Here is a 16819-nt window from a genome sequence, read left to right as displayed (position 1 = left end):
GAAACATCTGTCAATGGTAAACGGACATTGTTTGAATAGAAAAATCCCATGGATACCCATGGGATTCCCCCCAGAATCCTGTTACAAGATTACTGCATCTGCCTTGCTACTTCTTCAGCAAAGTTCTCTTCCTTCTTTTCAAGACCTTCACCAGTCTCAAAGCGTACAAACTTCTTCACTTCTACCTTACCGCCGGCTTCTTTGGAAACCTGCTCCAAATACTTGCCGACAGTTAAATCTCCGTCTTTTACATAAGCCTGGTCTACCAGACAGAATTCTTTTAATTCTTTATTTAAACGGCCGGCAATCATCTTCTCAAGAATGTTATCCGGTTTATCCGGATTCTCGTTCTTTGCCTGCACCTTTAAAATTTCCATTTCATGATCAATGAATTCCTGTGGAATTTCATCTCTCTTTACATACTTTGGTGTTAAGGCCGCGATCTGCATGGCAATATTCTTTAACGCTTCCTTTACCGTATCATTCACCACTTCTGCATCAGCTTCAATTAAAACGCCGATTCTTCCGCCGCCGTGGATGTAATCAACAACCACACCGCCGGTAACGATCTTCTCAAATCTTCTGATGTTCATGTTCTCACCGATCACTGCGATCTGGCTGGAAAGTGCCTGAGCAACGGTTAAAGAACTGTCCTTTGCCCAAGTCTCTGCAAGGAATGCTTCCATGTCATTTGCCTGGGAACCAAGCACCTGGGCAGCAACATCTGCAACATAGCCCTGGAACTGAGCATTCTTTGCAACAAAGTCCGTCTCACTGTTAACCTCTACGATAGCAGCAGACTTTCCGTCTTCGCTTACAACAGTGGTAACAATACCTTCTGCTGCAATTCTTCCTGCCTTCTTAGAAGCAGCTGCAAGTCCTTTTTCTCTTAAGAACTCCACTGCTTTGTCCATATCACCATCTGTTTCTGCAAGAGCTTTCTTGCAATCCATCATACCTGCGCCGGTCATCTCTCTTAATTCTTTTACCATTCCAGCTGTAACTGCTGCCATTTGTTTTCCCTCCATCATTGATTCATTCTTTATTCACAGGAACATTTTTCCAGTAAAAAAAGCTCCGACCCGCTTCTCAAAGCAGGTCGAAGCATTTAATCGCCTGAATAATTAAGCCTCTACAGTCTCTTCTGTTTCCTGAGCTGCTTCTGCTTCTTCAGCTACTGCCTCGCCCTGGTTTGCCTCGATTACTGCGTCTGCCATTTTAGATACAATTAACTTAACGGCTCTTATCGCATCATCATTGCCTGGAATCACAAAATCAAGTTCTTCAGGATCACAGTTTGTATCAGCGATACCAATTAACGGAATACCCAGAGTATGAGCTTCCTGAACGCAGATTCTTTCTTTCTTAGGATCTACAACAAAAATCGCATCCGGAATCTTCTTCATATCCTTGATTCCGCCTAAGTTCTTCTCTAACTTCTCCCACTCTTTCTTAAGAGCAATCACTTCTTTCTTAGGAAGAACATCAAATGTACCGTCCTGGGACATGGTCTCAATCTGCTTTAATCTTGCAACTCTGGACTGGATTGTCTTAAAGTTTGTAAGCATACCGCCAAGCCATCTCTCGTTAACGAAGTACATACCGCAGCGCTCTGCCTCAGATTTGATGGCATCCTGAGCCTGCTTCTTTGTTCCTACAAAAAGGATCTTACCGCCTTCTGCAGCAATGTCAGACACTGCCTTATAAGCCTCATCTACCTTTACAACAGATTTCTGCAGATCAATAATGTAGATACCGTTTCTTTCTGTGTAAATGTATGGAGCCATCTTAGGGTTCCATCTTCTAGTCTGATGACCGAAGTGTACACCAGCTTCCAAAAGCTGCTTCATTGAAATAACGCTCATGTTATTACCTCCAATTGGTTTTTACTTCCGCCTGCTTCTTATGCTTCCGGGGAGACCGGTATCCGGCACCCTCCTCTGGAATCCGCAGACGTGTTTTTTGTCAGCCTAGCCAGTATAGCATATCTTTCTACACGTTGCAAGTATTTTTTTATATTTTATGTGCAAAACAAACATATTCTGCCAGAATTTGTGATTTATTGAATCAACCGGATTTCATGGACTGGAGGGCTGAACCGCAGTCCTTTTGGTAAGAGTCTTTTCTCCTGGCTTTATAAAAAAAGAGCAGTTTTTTCCACCTGCTCTTTTTTCTCCGACACTGGATTTTATAGTTCTTTGATATCCCGGCGCTCCGTCATATTTTTAATGGTTCCGGCTTTAATGGCTTTCAATTCATCAAACACGACGTCGTTTAATACCTTGATATAAGTTCCCTTCATGCCAGAGGATCTGGATTCGATCACTCCTGCGCTTTCAAATTTCCGAAGAGCATTGACGATAACGGAACGGGTAATTCCTACCCGGTCGGCGATCTTACTGGCCACCAGAATTCCCTCGTTTCCATCCAGTTCCTCAAAGATATGGGTAATGGCTTCCAATTCAGAAAAAGATAAGGTACTGATCGCGGACTTGACAATCTGCACTTTTCTGGTTTCCTCTGCATTCTCTTCATTAACCGAACGCATCATCTCTAAGCCTACCACTGTTGTACCGTATTCACTGAGTATAATGTCGTCAATATCGTATTGGGAATCGGATTTATAAATAAACAGGGTTCCAAGCCTTTCCCCCGCAATATCAATTGGTGTGATGATTGCCTGGTATTTTCTGATATTGTCACCAGTGAAACCCAGCGTTTCCAGATTAACGTTTTCCTTGGTCGATAAAATGCTGAGCAAACGCTCGTTTAACATTGTATCTACATAGCCGCCAACCTGGTCCGCGATCAGCTCCTGAATCTCCTCGATGTCCGGTGTCAGGCCAATGCCTAGCACCTTTCCCTTCTTGCTGATCACAAGAATATTCGAATTCAGGATCTCGGTCAGCACTTCACAGATATCGTTAAATACAACCTTATGCGAATTATTGTTATGCAATAATTTGTTAATTTTTCTAGTTTTGTCCAACAACTGTACGCTCATAGCCGAAAACCTCCTTAAGAATTTATGTGAAAATCTAAAATACACCTCTAATGATTAAATATTAACATTATTATATTCAAATAACAATAGTTTTTTGAAGATTTTCGATTTTCTTAATTATTATTCTTTTTCCTATTTGTCAGTGCTATATCCGCATTGCTCGTTTGAGCAAAGCAACTTGCTTCCCTTCTCTACCATATATGCTCCGCACTTGGGGCAGGTCTTCGTAGAGGGTTTCTGCCAGGACATAAAATCACATTCCGGATTTGCTTCACATCCGTAATAGATTCTTCCCTTTTTGGTTTTCTTTATTACCACTTCTTTTCCGCATTTGGGACAGGGAACGCCGATCTTTTCCAGATAAGGCTTCGTATTCTTGCATTCCGGAAAACCGGGGCAAGCCAGGAATTTGCCGTGAGGGCCGTACTTTATTACCATATTCCGTCCGCATACCTCGCAGATCTCATCCGTCACCTCATCGGCAATGGTTACAGTTTCCAATTCCACAAGGGCTTTATCCACTGCTTCCTTTAAATCCGGATAGAAATTCTTCACAACCGTTTTCCATTGGACGGAACCATCTCCCACTTTATCAAGGAGGTATTCTAAATTGGCAGTAAAGGTGATGTCAACAATGCTTGGAAAGCTTTTCTTCATCATGCGGTTGACTACTTCTCCCAGCTCTGTCACATACAGGTTTTTATTCTCCTTGGCCACATACCGCCTGGCTATGATGGTAGTTATCGTAGGGGCATAGGTACTCGGACGTCCAATCCCCTGCTCTTCCATGGCTTTTACAAGAGATGCTTCCGTAAAATGGGCCGGCGGCTGGGTAAAATGCTGACCGCTCTCCAGTTTATCCAACTTAAGGAAGCTGCCCTTTTCCAGATTGCCCAGCAACACATTCGCTTCTTCTTTATCATCTTCCTGTACATATACGGACATAAAGCCGTCAAAGGACAGCCTGGAGGCGGAAAGAGTGAACAAATATTTACCGGCTCCCACTCTGACTGAGGTGGTCTCATATACGGCAGGCTGCATTCTGCTGGCTGTAAAACGCTTCCAGATCAACTGGTACAGCCGGAATAAATCCCGTTGAAGGGATTCCTTTACCATAACCGGTGTCAGGGAAATATCCGTTGGACGGATGGCCTCGTGCGCATCCTGGATCTTTGCATTGCTTTTTTTCTGCTGCTCTCCATTTGCCACATACTGGCCTCCGTACTGCTTGCCTATATATTCTCTTGCCGCAGCATCTGCTTCCTCTGCGATCCTGGTAGAATCAGTTCTTAAATAAGTGATGAGACCCACGGTACCCCGTCCTGCGACTTCCACACCTTCATATAACTGCTGGGCCAGACGCATAGTTTTCTGGGTCGAAAAATTAAGTACCTTGGAAGCTTCCTGCTGAAGGGTGCTGGTGGTAAACGGTATGGGGGCCTTTTTAATCCTTTCCCCATTCTTGATTTCCTCCACCTGGTAGGTCTGTTTTTCAAGTCCTGCCAGAATCTTTTCCAGCTCTTCCTTATTCCGGATGGGAATTTTGCCATCTTTGTCACCGTAAAATTTTGCGATCAAAGGCTTTTTGCTTCCTTCCTGCTTTAAAACTGCTTCCAGGTTCCAGTATTCCTCAGGAATAAACGCACCAATCTCTTCCTCCCGGTCACAAATCAGACGCAGTGCCACAGATTGAACACGGCCGGCACTTAAGCCTCTCTTAACCTTTGCCCAAAGGAGAGGACTTATCATATATCCCACCATTCGATCCAGGACCCTTCTGGCCTGCTGGGCATCTACAAGGTCCATATCAATGACTCTTGGGGTTTTTAAGGAAGCCTTAACCGCATTCTTTGTGATCTCGTTAAAGCTGATCCGGTACACCTGCTTATCCTTCAGCTCATCCAGCTTCAATGCCTTCATCAGATGCCAGGAGATGGCTTCCCCCTCCCGGTCAGGGTCCGTTGCAAGATAGATCTTATCTGCCTTCTTTACTTCTTTTCGAAGCTTAGCCAGAATGTCACCCTTTCCTCTGATTGTTATATATTTCGGATCAAAATCATTCTCTACATCAATTCCCATCTGGCTTTTCGGCAGATCCCTTACATGTCCGTTAGAGGCATCCACTTCATAATTCGCTCCCAGGAACTTTTTTATCGTCTTTACCTTTGCCGGTGATTCCACAATTACTAAACAGTTCGCCATACCAAACTCCTCGCCTATCGTTTCTTTCCATAATATTGATGGGACGTCTGCACAACGCAGCCTTTAAGCTCTAATTCCAAAAGGGTGCTCATACAATCGCTGACAGACAATCCGCTTAAAGCTATAATCTCTTCCAGATTCTTTGGATGCAAATCTAGGCAACTATACACCATTTTTTCTTTTTTGACAAGTCCGTTATTATCTTTTTCATGAACTCTTAATATATTACCACTCTGTAATTTGAAATATTCCAGCACAGAATCAGGACCTAACAAGATTCCGGCACCTTCAGAAATAAGACGGTTGCAGCCGGCACTCAAGGGATCTGTAACCCTTCCCGGAAGGGCAAAAACATCTTTTCCCTGCTCAAGTCCTAAGTTCACCGTGATCAGAGAACCGCTCTTTTCCCTGGCCTCAATTACCAGTATCACATCCGACAGCCCGCTGATGATCCGGTTCCTCATGGGAAAATTACATGGCCTCGGCGCTTCATTGGGCAAAAACTCTGTAATGATTCCCCCCTGGTCTACCATTCGCTGGTATAATCCAAAGTTTTCCTTTGGATAACAGAGATTGATTCCGCAGCCCAAAACCCCATAAGTGTCCCCGCCTGCTTTGAGGGCTCCCAGATGCCCTGCTCCGTCAATTCCCCAGGCCAGGCCGCTGATGATCTGAATCCCTGCACCGGAAAGCTCTGCTGCCAGGGAAGAGGCCATTTGTTTTCCGTAATTGGTACAGTTTCTGGCTCCGATGATAGCAGCCGCAGGCCTATCATCCTCAGGCACCTTTCCTTTCACAAAGATTCCCATAGGATATCCATAAATTTTGAGAAGACGTTTCGGGTATTCCCTGTCATAAGGTGTGATAAAATGGATCCCTCTGTTTTCCAAATCCGCCAGCTCCGATTTACAGCCGTCTATCTCTATTTTCATATTCTCAAAAAGGGAAGCCTCCGTCTGATTTAAGAGCCCGGAACGTTCCAGTTCTTTTCCTTCTATATTATATATTCTTTTATAGCCTCCAATGTAATCATACAGTTTTTTTATTTTCACTGCCCCAAGAGACGGAACATGGCAAAGCCAGAATAAATACTCCCGTTCTTCATGATTGTCCATAAATTCCTCCCCAATATTTTCCTTCCAGACTGCGCAGTCCCACCGCCTCTGCCAGATGGTCCTTTTTGATTATATCACAGCCCTCCAGATCCGCTATGGTCCTTGACACCTTCAATATCTTTTCGTAACCTCTCACACTGAGACCCAGATTTTCATAAACACTTTTTAAAAATTCCTGTTCCTTCTTTCCGAGACTGCAGAATTCCCGGATCTGAGCCTTTTTCATTGAGCTGTTAAAGTGCATTCCCTGTCCTTCAAACCTCTTTTTTTGGATCCTTCTTGCTCCCTCCACACGTGCCCGTATGGAGGCTGAAGACTCTCCGCCTTTATTCTCCTGGAGTTCTTCATAAGTAACTGCACCTGATTCTGCACAAATATCGATCCGGTCCAACAGAGGTTTTGATATTCTGCTTAAATATTTGCGTACCTGTTGTTCAGAGCATCTGCATCTTGTACGATCCGGAAAAAATCCACAGGCGCAGGGGTTCATGGCAGCTGCCATCATAAAATCTGCCGGGAATTCATAGGCTCCGAACATCCTGGAAACCGTTATTTTTCTCTCTTCAAGTGGCTGCCTTAAAATCTCTATGGTGTTTTTCTCAAATTCGGGTAATTCATCCAGAAACAGAACGCCTCCGGAAGCCAGGGAGATCTCACCTGGTTTTGGGATCCGCCCTCCCCCGGCCAAGGCCGTAGGGCTGATGGTATGGTGGGGACTGCGAAAGGGCCGTATTGTCATCAGGGGTCTTTCCTGAGAAAGCAGTCCGCAAACGCTGTAGATTTTTGATATTTCTACGGCTTCCTCCAATGACAGGGAAGGCATGATGGTGGGGATCCTTTTAGCCAGCATGGTCTTTCCGGTTCCCGCAGGACCAATATAAAGTATGTTGTGCATACCTGCCACAGCCACCTCAGTGGCCCGTCTTAACAGCAACTGGCCTCCAATTTCTGAAAAATCCGCACCATAAAACTCCTCCTGCCCCTTCAGCCATTCATTTCCATGACAATCCGCTCTTTGCTTCTCCGGAAAATTCAGCAGATCCGTCAGATCCTTCAGATGATCCACTCCAATGATTTCTATTCCTTCTATTACTAAGCCCTCCCTGACGTTTTCACGGGGAAGAAAACATTGTCGCTTTCCATCCTTTTTTGCAGCCAAAGTAATGGAGAGAGCGCCTCGTACAGGCTTAATTTGCCCATCCAAACCCAATTCCCCGGAAATCACACTATCGATCAAAGCACCCGGCGCTATCATGCCGGATGCAGTGAGAATGGCCACCGCAATGGGCAGATCAAAAGCAGTCCCCTCCTTGCGGATGTCGGCAGGGGATAAATTAATGGTAATCTTTCTTGCAGGCAGTCGGAAGCCGGAGTTTTTCAGAGCCGTTCTCACCCGGTCCTGGGCTTCCTTTACTTCGGATGAGAGATATCCAACCATGGAAAACCCCGGAAGCCCTTCACTGACATCCGCCTCTACCAGGATCGGAACCCCCTCCACTCCCTTAATCCCTACGCTATGAACTTTACTATACAAAACCGCCTCTCCTTTCATCCTTCTGTATCACTTAAAAAGTCTGGAAAATATGCAGAAACGCATCTGGAATGTTCCTGAACCGGAACCTGCTTTTATGATAGCCGAAATAAAGGAAAAAGGCAATGGTTTTTTTCCCTGGTGCCGCTCAATCTTCTGATATGCAAGAATTGCTGAAGGATTCAGCACTCCTTTAAACCATGGGAAAATTCAGGCATATAGGCCCGGTAACGAAGTGGCATGTGATTGCGCTGACAAGTCGGATTCGTCCTTTCTTTTATGGAAATACTTTTTCTGAAGCACTGAAAAAGTGTTTCATATTCGTCTTCATCCGACGCTTTACTTATTCGATCCTCCCATTCCGACGAAATCAGATCAGCCAAAAACCACGGCCGCAGAGCGGGATGCAAAACCGCCTTTTTCCTGTTTTCATCGTATAAAACCCAATTTTCTCCTGACAGACGATCTGCAAAATGAGGAGCCAGAAGAACAAGCACATCATTCTTTGGACCGATCCGGCTTACCAAAAGGCCCTCCTCCATTTCCACAAAACGTACAAAGCCTGTGAGCAGATGGGCCTCATGATCAATATGGCGGCATATTTGAAATATATCGTATACCTCCTGGACCTGAAGCATGTGGACAATGTCAGCTCCGAAATGAAAGCCGTAAACCAAGAAACGGTAGATTTTATCCGCACGGTCCTTGTCCTTGCTTAAGGCTGCTTTGTACACAGCAATATAGGCATCTTCCGATATCTTCTTCCTTACAGCCTCCACCACTTTATCCGCATTCCCGGCATTGACCGGAACCTCCTCATACTGGCAGAACAGCTCCATGGTGTCCTCATTCCCCATAAGACCCAGTTTTACATTCTTATGCCCCTTTCTGCCGGTCCAGGCTGCATATACGCCACTTAGAATGCCTTCTACATTGTTTTCACATAAATAGACTGTTTTCATAACCTGACTCCTCCAAAATCTGATAAAGCGGGTAAATTCATGTCATCAAACAGAGAAAGCTGGCGAAACGTTCCCGTTGTACCGATATCCCAAATCTTTCTCTGTTCCTCACCTATGAGATGGCCGGATATATAATCCTCCTCAATCTTAACCGGATACATCATCCTGCCGGAGCAAGTGATAAAATAAAGTGCCCGTTTTAATACCACACCGATTTTTTTCAAAGCATCAAAATCCAAAGGTCCATTTCTTCTCGCTGCAATGATCCGTTTTACTGATTTCACTCCCATTCCAGGGACCCTTAGAAGCGTATAATAGTCTGCCCGGTTTACTTCCACCGGAAACATCTCCAGATGGCGCAAAGCCCAGTCGCACTTGGGATCCAGAAGCACATTAAAATTAGGACGGTCCTCAGAAAGCAATTCCCCCGCTTGAAATCCATAAAAACGCATGAGCCAGTCAGCCTGGTACAGCCTGTGTTCCCTCAGAAGGGGAGGTCCCCCGGGAAGAGCAGGCAGACTGCTGTCCTTATTGACAGGGACAAAGGCAGAATAGAACACTCTTTTTAAATCATAATTCTGATATAGTGCCTCCGCTACCATCATCATCTGGAAATCATTTTCCCCGGTGGCTCCCACGATCATCTGAGTGCTTTGTCCTGCGGGTACAAAAGAAGGGGACTTTCCATATTCCATCAACTCATAACGGTTAGCCGCGATTCCTTTCTGTATCTGCTTCATGGGCGTAAGGATCTTGCTCCTGCTCTTTCCAGGAGCCAGCTTCTTAAGTCCGTCAGCCGTGGGAAGTTCTAAATTTATGCTCATACGGTCCGCAAGAAACCCCGTCTTTTCAATGAGAACCGGATCTGCGCCGGGAATGGCCTTAACATGGATATACCCGCGGAAATGGTACTCCTTCCGAAGCTTTTTCAGGGTCTGGTATATCAGATCCATGGTATAATCAGCATTGTAAAGAACTCCGGAGCTGAGAAACAGTCCTTCAATGTAATTGCGGCGGTAAAACTGGATCGTCAGCTGGCATACCTCTTCCGGAGTAAAGGCAGTCCTTACCACATCGTTGGAGCAACGGTTGATGCAGTACTTACAGTCATAAATACACTGGTTGGTAAACAATATTTTCAAAAGGGAGATACATCTTCCATCTGCGGAAAAGCTGTGGCAGATCCCAGGTGCCGTTGTATTTCCAAGGGTCCCCGCCTTTCCTTTGCGGTCCACTCCGCTGGAGGTACAAGCGACATCATATTTTGCGGCATCTGATAAGATTTCAAGCTTTTCCTGAATACTTATTTCTTCCTGAATCAGCATAATCACACCTCGAACACATGTTCTTTTTCTTTATTGTAGCATAGACAGATTATTTTTTCAAGCTTTTTCGAATGTATGTTCTCATCATAAAAAAGCAGCAGAAAAAGAGAGAACGCTTGATCCGCCTCTCTCCTCTGCTTTCAGATAAACTTTAAGCTTTTTTATGTATGATACATCTTAATGTTCTTCTGCCGGTTCCGGTATGGCATGCTGTCATTTAAAAACTGAGGTGACAGTCTCCCAGATATGTTTAAAAATAGATCCGATTCTATGGAAAATATTACCGTCGGGATGAAAATCTTCATCCACAGTTCCATCGTCTTTTCCCTTTTCAGCCTTAATTTCCTCTGTGCGCAGGATCATCTGAATGCTTCTGGGGGATGGATTCTTCGATGAGGTTATGGACACCGGGGAAGCCTCCGTGTCGATACTTAATATCGTCGTCTTATCCGTTGTATATTCATCCCATTTATCGTCAATCATTCCCTTGATCGTATCCTTTGCATTTCTCAATACATCCGTCTGGTTTAAACCGCTGCCGGCCTCATCCAAGGTACCGGCCAGGCCATTTAAGGTTTTCTCTGTACTTCCGTTTAAGGAATTCCCCACCGTCTTCATCTGGTTTTCCAGGGACCGGAAAAATACATTCATGGAATCAATGCCCCTGGAAGCACTGTCAGTCATTTTACCAACATCGTTCAGTGTTGTGATCATTTCATCATGGTGACGGTTTAAAATACCATTTAATTCATCGGCAGAGTTGATCAGATCATCAGCCGTATCACAGATATTTCCTGCCGCCGTAGCTATGCCCATGGCGCCGTCAAAAACTCCGTTTACCGGGCCTCTTAAGGAATACAGATCAGCCACCAGTACCTGGGTCATCCCAAGCATTTTTCCCAGATCTCCGGTCAGTCCCGCACCACTGTCAACCAGCTGGGGAAGAAGCGCTGCCAGAGGAGCTGCCGCTTCCACCATGACCTTGGACCCATTGCTGGGGGTTGCTGTCCGGCCGGTTTCCAGCGCCGTAGACAGATAACCGGTCAGTGCATTGATTTCCGGAAGAGAATACCCTTTTTCATTAAATAAATAAGAGGAGATTTCATCTTCGTCCATGAGTCCTTCATCCTGAATCTCCTGGATCAAATCCTGCAATTCTCCGGCCTCAATTCCCGCTGCTGAGCTGCTTAAGGAATTATTCAGAGCCGTCAGTTTAGGAAGGGTCTGCCCAAGGGAAGCAAGGGCCTTTGCAAGTTTCTGCTGCTCAGCGGTCAATGTATATAAGTGCTCTTCTACCTTTTTTACCTGCCCAAGAAATGCCTGGGATTTTAAATCCGTCTGAGAGTTCTTTGCCATTTTCCGCAGCTCATCTACTTCATCTCTTAAATGGCGGACACTGTCCTGCAAATCACCCAGATCCGGTGACAGATCATCAAGAATTTCTACCGTATGATTTGTCTGGGTCCTGATTTCGTTTAAGGCATTTCCAGCATTCTGGGTGTGGTTGTAAAAGGGCCGCAAGGTCTGAGACAGGCCGTCTAAAGCTGCAAGTGCCTCATCCGCATTCTCATACACCTTGCCCTTGGAATCAGCAAAAATCTGCCTTGTTTTATCCAGTCCCCTGATGCCATCTGCCGTATCCTCAATGCTTTTTTGCATGTTTCCCATGGTATCTAAAACCACATCAAGGCTGTCGCTGATGGCATCTGCGGAGTCCTCCATGGTCTCCTTGGCATCTCTTAGATCCGCAACTTTATCCAGCTGGCTCACAGTCAATGGCACCATGGCAAAAACGATACCAGGAAATTTAAAATCTTCCGAACCGATGCGTATGGAATAATGGCCTTCCTCACCCGGCAGTTCAAAGAAAACTACCATGTTTAAATTTCCCATGGCCTGCACCTGGGCTCCTTCCGCCTCCAGACTTAAGTTTTTATCCATATCCACCACGGAACTTGCCATCAGGGCTATGTTATTCTGGTAATAGTCGGAAAGCCCTTTGTTGGGGATGAGATCCACATTGATTTCAATCAGTCCCTTTTCTCCGGCAAGCTCTTCCGCCCTTTTTTCCACTCCATTTAACCGGTAGCTCACCTTTATATCCCATGGGAGCTGGGATTTCTCTGTTTTGGTCCGGCCTTCAAAATAAAACCGGCTTCCCGTCTCTTCCGGCGAAAAGGTAATCGAGCCGTCATCTCCCTGGACAGGTTCTGAGTGATCCGTTAAGTTCATTACTTTCTCATAAGTACCGTAATCCACCACCTTGCTGTTTCCATTCATCTGGTAATTCTTTACAATGCTGCTTTCTTTTATCTCCCCATAAGGATCCATCGTCACATAAAGTGTTTCATCATACTGTGGCACCTCCGGCGAAGCCAAAGCCGACAACACCGGTTGAAGGGAAAATATGGCAGCCAGGCCCATACTCAGGATTCTATTATACTTTTTCATGGTCATTCTCTCCTTTTATTTTCACTTTTCCGTATCGTAAACGCCGTTTTTCCTTCCTCCTCGCCGAACGAAGCTGCTGTTTCTGGATCTGTTTGTCAAAGGTGCTTAACAGAGCCGGAAGAAGGGAAAGAACCAGAACCATACTTAAGACCGCTCCTCTTCCTACCAGGCGTCCCACCTGGGAAATGGCCTGAATTGACGACGTAAAGTACAAAAGATAGCCTACGACCGTAAGAATTCCTCCTGACGTCAGAATGGATAAGGTACTTTTTGATATAGCAGCCATGGCGGAATCTGTGTTGCTCATGGTTTTTCGAAAGCCCAGATAATTATTGGTCATCAGGATAGAATAATCAATGGTGGCTCCCAGCTGCAGACAGCTTACAATGATATAACCGATGTACACCATGCTGTCTCCCATCACATATGGCAAGGTCATATTTAAATAAATGGCCACCTCAATGGGTATGATAACAAGGATCGGAACCAGGACAGACTGAAATGTAGCAAAGACCACCAGAGCCACCCCTGCCAGGGATAACAGGGAAACCTTATTGTAATCATCTGTCAGTATGTCGCGGATATCAATGGTTGTGGGAGTCATGCCTATGACATAAGCATCCTCCGGATAATATTCCCTGACCACCTGTTCCAGCTTCTGGCTGCAGTCAAAGGCGTACCGGCTCTCCTGTACCGTATTTAAAGATATCAAAAGTCTGGCGTAGCGCTCACTTCGAAGCTGTTCCCTTACTTTATCCGGAAGAAAGCTTTCCGGGATGCCCTTTGGCACTGTCCCGGCCATGGACATGGCATTATTCACGAAATCCAGGTCTTCCAAAGCCTCTGTCAGCTGCCGCTCCTTTACAAGATCGCCGTTGGGAACAATTCCGATGATCATGTTTGATTTTCCAAACTCCTCATTAATTGCCCTGGTATCCTCATAAACCCTGGTTCCCGGCCCTGCGCCAATGGCATCATCACCGTAATAAAAAACATTCATATTCTGACCGAAATAACAGGGTACCGCCAAAAATATGGCAATTACGAAAACAGGCTTACGGATCCGGTTCATCAGTTTTGCAAAACGGTCAAAAGATGGAAGAAAAGGCTTATGTGCTGTTTTTTCAATCTTATCGTTAAAGTGCAGAATCAAAGTTGGCATAAGGAACAGTACGGTAGCCAGACTGCAGATGATTCCCTTGGTCAGCACGAATCCAACGTCTCTGCCAATGGTAAAACGCATGAATGCGATCACTATAAACCCTACAATGGTGGTGGCCCCGCTTGCCAGGATAGAACTGCAGGACTCCTTAACCGCCAATTCCATGGCATCATGTATTTCAACGCCGGTATTTTTAATTGCCGTAAAAGTATGTAAAAGAAATATGGAATAATCCATGGATACTGCTAATTGTAAAATCGCTGCCGTGGAAAATGTAAAGAACGATATGGTACCAAACATCAGGTTGGATCCCATATTCAGGATGATGGCCACAATCATAACGGAAATAAATAAAAAAGGTTCCATCCAGGACGTCGTGGTAAGTGTCAGTATCAGCCATATGATCACCAGCGCCATTCCGATGGCCATGGTGATTTCCTTTGTGATCGACTCTTCACGCTCCTTACTGGAAACAGCGCTTCCGGCAAAATAACCTCGGTCCTTTCCTACAATGCGGTAGATCGCGTCAACCCCTTCCCGTGTCAGAGGGCTGTCATCTCCATTTTCAAATATCACATCCATCAATGCATACCCATCATGGTAATAATCCTCCATGGAAAAGGCATCCACAGACATCATATCGGTAATTCCCTGATTCACAAAAGAAGCTCCCATATAAACATCCGTGGTCAGATCCGGACCTATGACCAGATCCACTCCATCCAGATCCGATATCTGCTGTCTTATTTTTTTCGCCTCCTGAAGGCTTACATCTTTTACCATGATCCGGGCCATACCGGGATACCCGAACTCATCCTCCATCACATCCAGTGCCTGTTTTGTCTGGGCGAAATGGGGCAGGTATTTGCTCAAATCATAATTGACCTTTACAAAGGGAAAGCAAATTGCACAGATGATGGTGGCAAGAAAGAAAAAAGTTTCTATTTCCTTTCCCCAGTACACAATCACATGCACCATTTTATCAAATAAACTTTTGTTTTTTTTCATGGCTTCCTCCATTACCCATCCTTATTCTACTAATAGATATATTATTGACTTTTGAACATGTGTACATTATAATACTCTTGTAGATAACTTTCAATAATCAATCATTAGCGATAATTCTATTAATAATCATAAGTAAATTTTTCATGCAATACTCAACACTTTTTATCATAGTGTTCATGATCTTAAGTCCCTGAAAATGAAAAGCAAGTATAGAAACGCAATTGGAGGAATGATATGGAAATGCAGAAACAGGATCGCCGTATCCGAAAAACTCAGAAACTGTTAAAGGAAAGCCTTCTAGAGCTCATGGTAAAAAAAGACTTTAAGAATATTTCTGTAAAGGATATCACGGAACTGGCTGACTTAAACCGGGGTACCTTTTATCTCCACTATGCCGATACCTACAGCCTGCTGCAGGAGATGGAATCCGAAGTTCTCAGTGATTTCCAGGATATGGTCAGTAATTGCCGTTATGCCTTTAAAAAGGACTCGCTCCTGCCCGTTGTTATCCCCATTATTCAATACATCGAGGAGAACAAAAAGATATGTAAAATACTTTTTGAAAACAGCTCCTCCAATGACTTTGTAAACCGCTTCCACATGCTCGTCTTAAAAAACGGCACAGCGATCATTAAAGAACAATACCCTGATGCAAAGGAAGTAACCATGAACTATTTCCTTGAATTCATCACCTATGGACTGACCGGCGTCTTAAAGCAATGGGTGGATACCGATATGCAGCAGCCCAAGGAGGAAGTCGCCGAATTTGTGGATAAGGTGGTCATGGGAACGGCAAAAAAACTTCTTGCTGTATAACAATTTTATCCGAAAACCTTATTTTTCAAAGGAAATGAACCGATATATGGATAGCGATGTTAAGCAGCCGTTTGATCTGTATTCCGCATCAGTAAATACACAAGGATGATCATTATGCCAAAATTCATAAAAGCCAAGAAAGAGAAGGTTCCCAAGACAAAAACAAAGAAAACAAAGGCCGCAAAAGTAAAAAAAGCAAAAGGGAAGCCGGCAAAAGCTGCAAAAACCAAAGGAAAAAGCCTGTTGCCTAAAAATAAGAGAGTTCTGGTTTTGCTGGCAGCAGCTCTTATGATCATTATAATAGGATCTGCCCAGGCCATTATCCTGCTCACTGCAAAGAAAAAGGATGTTTCTAAAGAGCAGGTGCAAAAAGCTCCCTCCTTTTACTTTTCCAAAGACGAAGATATCTCCTCTGTGACGGAAATCGTGGGAGAACGTGAATTTGAAAAGCAGCCGGCCTCTGAAGCCGGCCAGGAAACGGAAACAAAAGAAACCGGAAGCCAGGCACAGGAAGCCGGAGAATCTTCCGCTGGTTCCTCTCCCCAAACCCCAGGATCGGAGGACCGGTACAAGTACCTTCATGTAGATGATACCTCTGCTGATTTAAAAAGCTACATGGATTATCTTGAGGGAGAAAAAAATTTCATTGACGTAACGGATCGATCTCAAAAACCAGGACAGACAACCACGGAGGAAGCTTCAAAGGCCGATACAGAGATTTACCAGCTGGCAGGCCCCTCAAAGGATTCCTCTTCCTATCTATCCATCACCTTAGAATCCCAAGCCGGCAGTTATACCGTAACCACTGCCAAAGAAAACCAGCCCTGGAACACCTATTTTAAGGACCAGTGGAATCAACAGAAAAAGGTAATCGCGGATTTTGAAAAACAGCCGAAAGCGACCAATACCATTGAACAGGCAGAGGAAACTGTCCGTTCCCAAGGCCAGGAAAAGCTTGGCCTGCCGGATGCTGCCGAATCCTATGAATATATTGCGGCGCCAGGAATATCTAAAATAGACGGCAAAAATTATTATACGGTCAGGGCATACAAACGTCATTCCGACGATACCCTGATTTACGTTGCTTCGTATTTATTTGATTATGATACAAGCAGTGTGGCATTTCAGTATGATGAAGTGACAGAAAAAGCAACTCCTCTCGGCTGAATTCCCACCACAAAAAGACGGACAGTCCCCGGACTGGTTCCGTCTTTTTATATAGTTCCTGGACCTTCATGAACCA

General features: G+C 44.8%; 12 protein-coding genes. 2 read left to right on the top strand and 10 right to left on the bottom strand.

Going from position 1 to position 16819, the window contains the following annotated elements:
* Window positions 1–89 precede the first annotated feature (89 nt).
* From tsf to CLOSA_RS09285, 10 genes are all read right to left on the bottom strand, one after another.
* Window positions 90–1013: a translation elongation factor Ts gene (gene tsf, locus CLOSA_RS09330; RefSeq protein WP_013272519.1), complete on the bottom strand. Its 924-nt coding sequence runs from the start codon at window positions 1011–1013 to the stop codon at window positions 90–92.
* Between the two features lie 111 nt (window positions 1014–1124).
* On the bottom strand, window positions 1125–1865 hold the full coding sequence (gene rpsB, locus CLOSA_RS09325; protein ID WP_013272518.1) for a 30S ribosomal protein S2: 741 nt from the start codon (window positions 1863–1865) through the stop codon (window positions 1125–1127).
* A 323-nt stretch (window positions 1866–2188) separates the two neighbouring features.
* On the bottom strand, window positions 2189–3004 hold the full coding sequence (gene codY, locus CLOSA_RS09320; protein WP_013272517.1) for a GTP-sensing pleiotropic transcriptional regulator CodY: 816 nt from the start codon (window positions 3002–3004) through the stop codon (window positions 2189–2191).
* A gap of 132 nt (window positions 3005–3136) precedes the next feature.
* Entirely contained in the window at window positions 3137–5206 is a 2070-nt protein-coding gene (gene topA, locus CLOSA_RS09315; RefSeq protein ID WP_013272516.1) for a type I DNA topoisomerase, read from the bottom strand.
* Window positions 5207–5220: 14 nt separating this feature from the next.
* On the bottom strand, window positions 5221–6321 hold the full coding sequence (gene dprA, locus CLOSA_RS09310) for a DNA-processing protein DprA (RefSeq protein ID WP_013272515.1): 1101 nt from the start codon (window positions 6319–6321) through the stop codon (window positions 5221–5223).
* Window positions 6308–7855 (bottom strand): YifB family Mg chelatase-like AAA ATPase, encoded by a 1548-nt coding sequence (locus CLOSA_RS09305; RefSeq protein ID WP_013272514.1) that lies wholly within the window; start codon window positions 7853–7855, stop codon window positions 6308–6310. The genes dprA and CLOSA_RS09305 overlap by 14 nt, the downstream gene beginning before the upstream one ends.
* A 179-nt stretch (window positions 7856–8034) precedes the next feature.
* Window positions 8035–8814 carry a TIGR03915 family putative DNA repair protein gene (locus CLOSA_RS09300; protein WP_013272513.1) on the bottom strand — a complete coding sequence of 260 codons (780 nt, stop codon included), beginning with the start codon at window positions 8812–8814 and terminating at the stop codon, window positions 8035–8037.
* A complete protein-coding gene (locus CLOSA_RS09295; RefSeq protein ID WP_013272512.1) occupies window positions 8811–10139 on the bottom strand; it encodes a putative DNA modification/repair radical SAM protein in 1329 nt (442 codons plus the stop codon). The genes CLOSA_RS09300 and CLOSA_RS09295 overlap by 4 nt, the downstream gene beginning before the upstream one ends.
* A gap of 213 nt (window positions 10140–10352) precedes the next feature.
* On the bottom strand, window positions 10353–12590 hold the full coding sequence (locus CLOSA_RS09290; protein ID WP_013272511.1) for a hypothetical protein: 2238 nt from the start codon (window positions 12588–12590) through the stop codon (window positions 10353–10355).
* A complete protein-coding gene (locus CLOSA_RS09285; RefSeq protein WP_013272510.1) occupies window positions 12577–14760 on the bottom strand; it encodes an efflux RND transporter permease subunit in 2184 nt (727 codons plus the stop codon). Before CLOSA_RS09285 ends, CLOSA_RS09290 begins: the two co-directional genes overlap by 14 nt.
* Before the next feature lie 234 nt (window positions 14761–14994).
* On the opposite strand from CLOSA_RS09285, the gene CLOSA_RS09280 reads away from it, so the two are divergent.
* Together CLOSA_RS09280 and CLOSA_RS09275 are read left to right on the top strand one after the other, a co-directional pair.
* On the top strand, window positions 14995–15576 hold the full coding sequence (locus tag CLOSA_RS09280) for a TetR/AcrR family transcriptional regulator (protein ID WP_013272509.1): 582 nt from the start codon (window positions 14995–14997) through the stop codon (window positions 15574–15576).
* A gap of 114 nt (window positions 15577–15690) precedes the next feature.
* Window positions 15691–16743 carry a hypothetical protein gene (locus CLOSA_RS09275; protein ID WP_013272508.1) on the top strand — a complete coding sequence of 351 codons (1053 nt, stop codon included), beginning with the start codon at window positions 15691–15693 and terminating at the stop codon, window positions 16741–16743.
* Window positions 16744–16819: the final 76 nt, after the last annotated feature.

Source organism: [Clostridium] saccharolyticum WM1, assembly GCF_000144625.1.
GTDB classification, from domain to species: domain Bacteria; phylum Bacillota; class Clostridia; order Lachnospirales; family Lachnospiraceae; genus Lacrimispora; species Lacrimispora saccharolytica.
The sequence above is the reverse complement of the archived record's forward strand: the minus strand, read 5'-3'. Positions and strand labels throughout refer to the sequence as shown.

Coding starts and splice junctions, on each gene's coding strand:
- tsf (WP_013272519.1), bottom strand. CDS start 1,013: ATGGCAGCAGTTACAGCTGGAATGGTAAAAGAATTAAGAGAGATGACC.
- rpsB (WP_013272518.1), bottom strand. CDS start 1,865: ATGAGCGTTATTTCAATGAAGCAGCTTTTGGAAGCTGGTGTACACTTC.
- codY (WP_013272517.1), bottom strand. CDS start 3,004: ATGAGCGTACAGTTGTTGGACAAAACTAGAAAAATTAACAAATTATTG.
- topA (WP_013272516.1), bottom strand. CDS start 5,206: ATGGCGAACTGTTTAGTAATTGTGGAATCACCGGCAAAGGTAAAGACG.
- dprA (WP_013272515.1), bottom strand. CDS start 6,321: ATGGACAATCATGAAGAACGGGAGTATTTATTCTGGCTTTGCCATGTT.
- CLOSA_RS09300 (WP_013272513.1), bottom strand. CDS start 8,814: ATGAAAACAGTCTATTTATGTGAAAACAATGTAGAAGGCATTCTAAGT.
- CLOSA_RS09295 (WP_013272512.1), bottom strand. CDS start 10,139: ATGCTGATTCAGGAAGAAATAAGTATTCAGGAAAAGCTTGAAATCTTA.
- CLOSA_RS09290 (WP_013272511.1), bottom strand. CDS start 12,590: ATGAAAAAGTATAATAGAATCCTGAGTATGGGCCTGGCTGCCATATTT.
- CLOSA_RS09285 (WP_013272510.1), bottom strand. CDS start 14,760: ATGAAAAAAAACAAAAGTTTATTTGATAAAATGGTGCATGTGATTGTG.
- CLOSA_RS09280 (WP_013272509.1), top strand. CDS start 14,995: ATGGAAATGCAGAAACAGGATCGCCGTATCCGAAAAACTCAGAAACTG.
- CLOSA_RS09275 (WP_013272508.1), top strand. CDS start 15,691: ATGCCAAAATTCATAAAAGCCAAGAAAGAGAAGGTTCCCAAGACAAAA.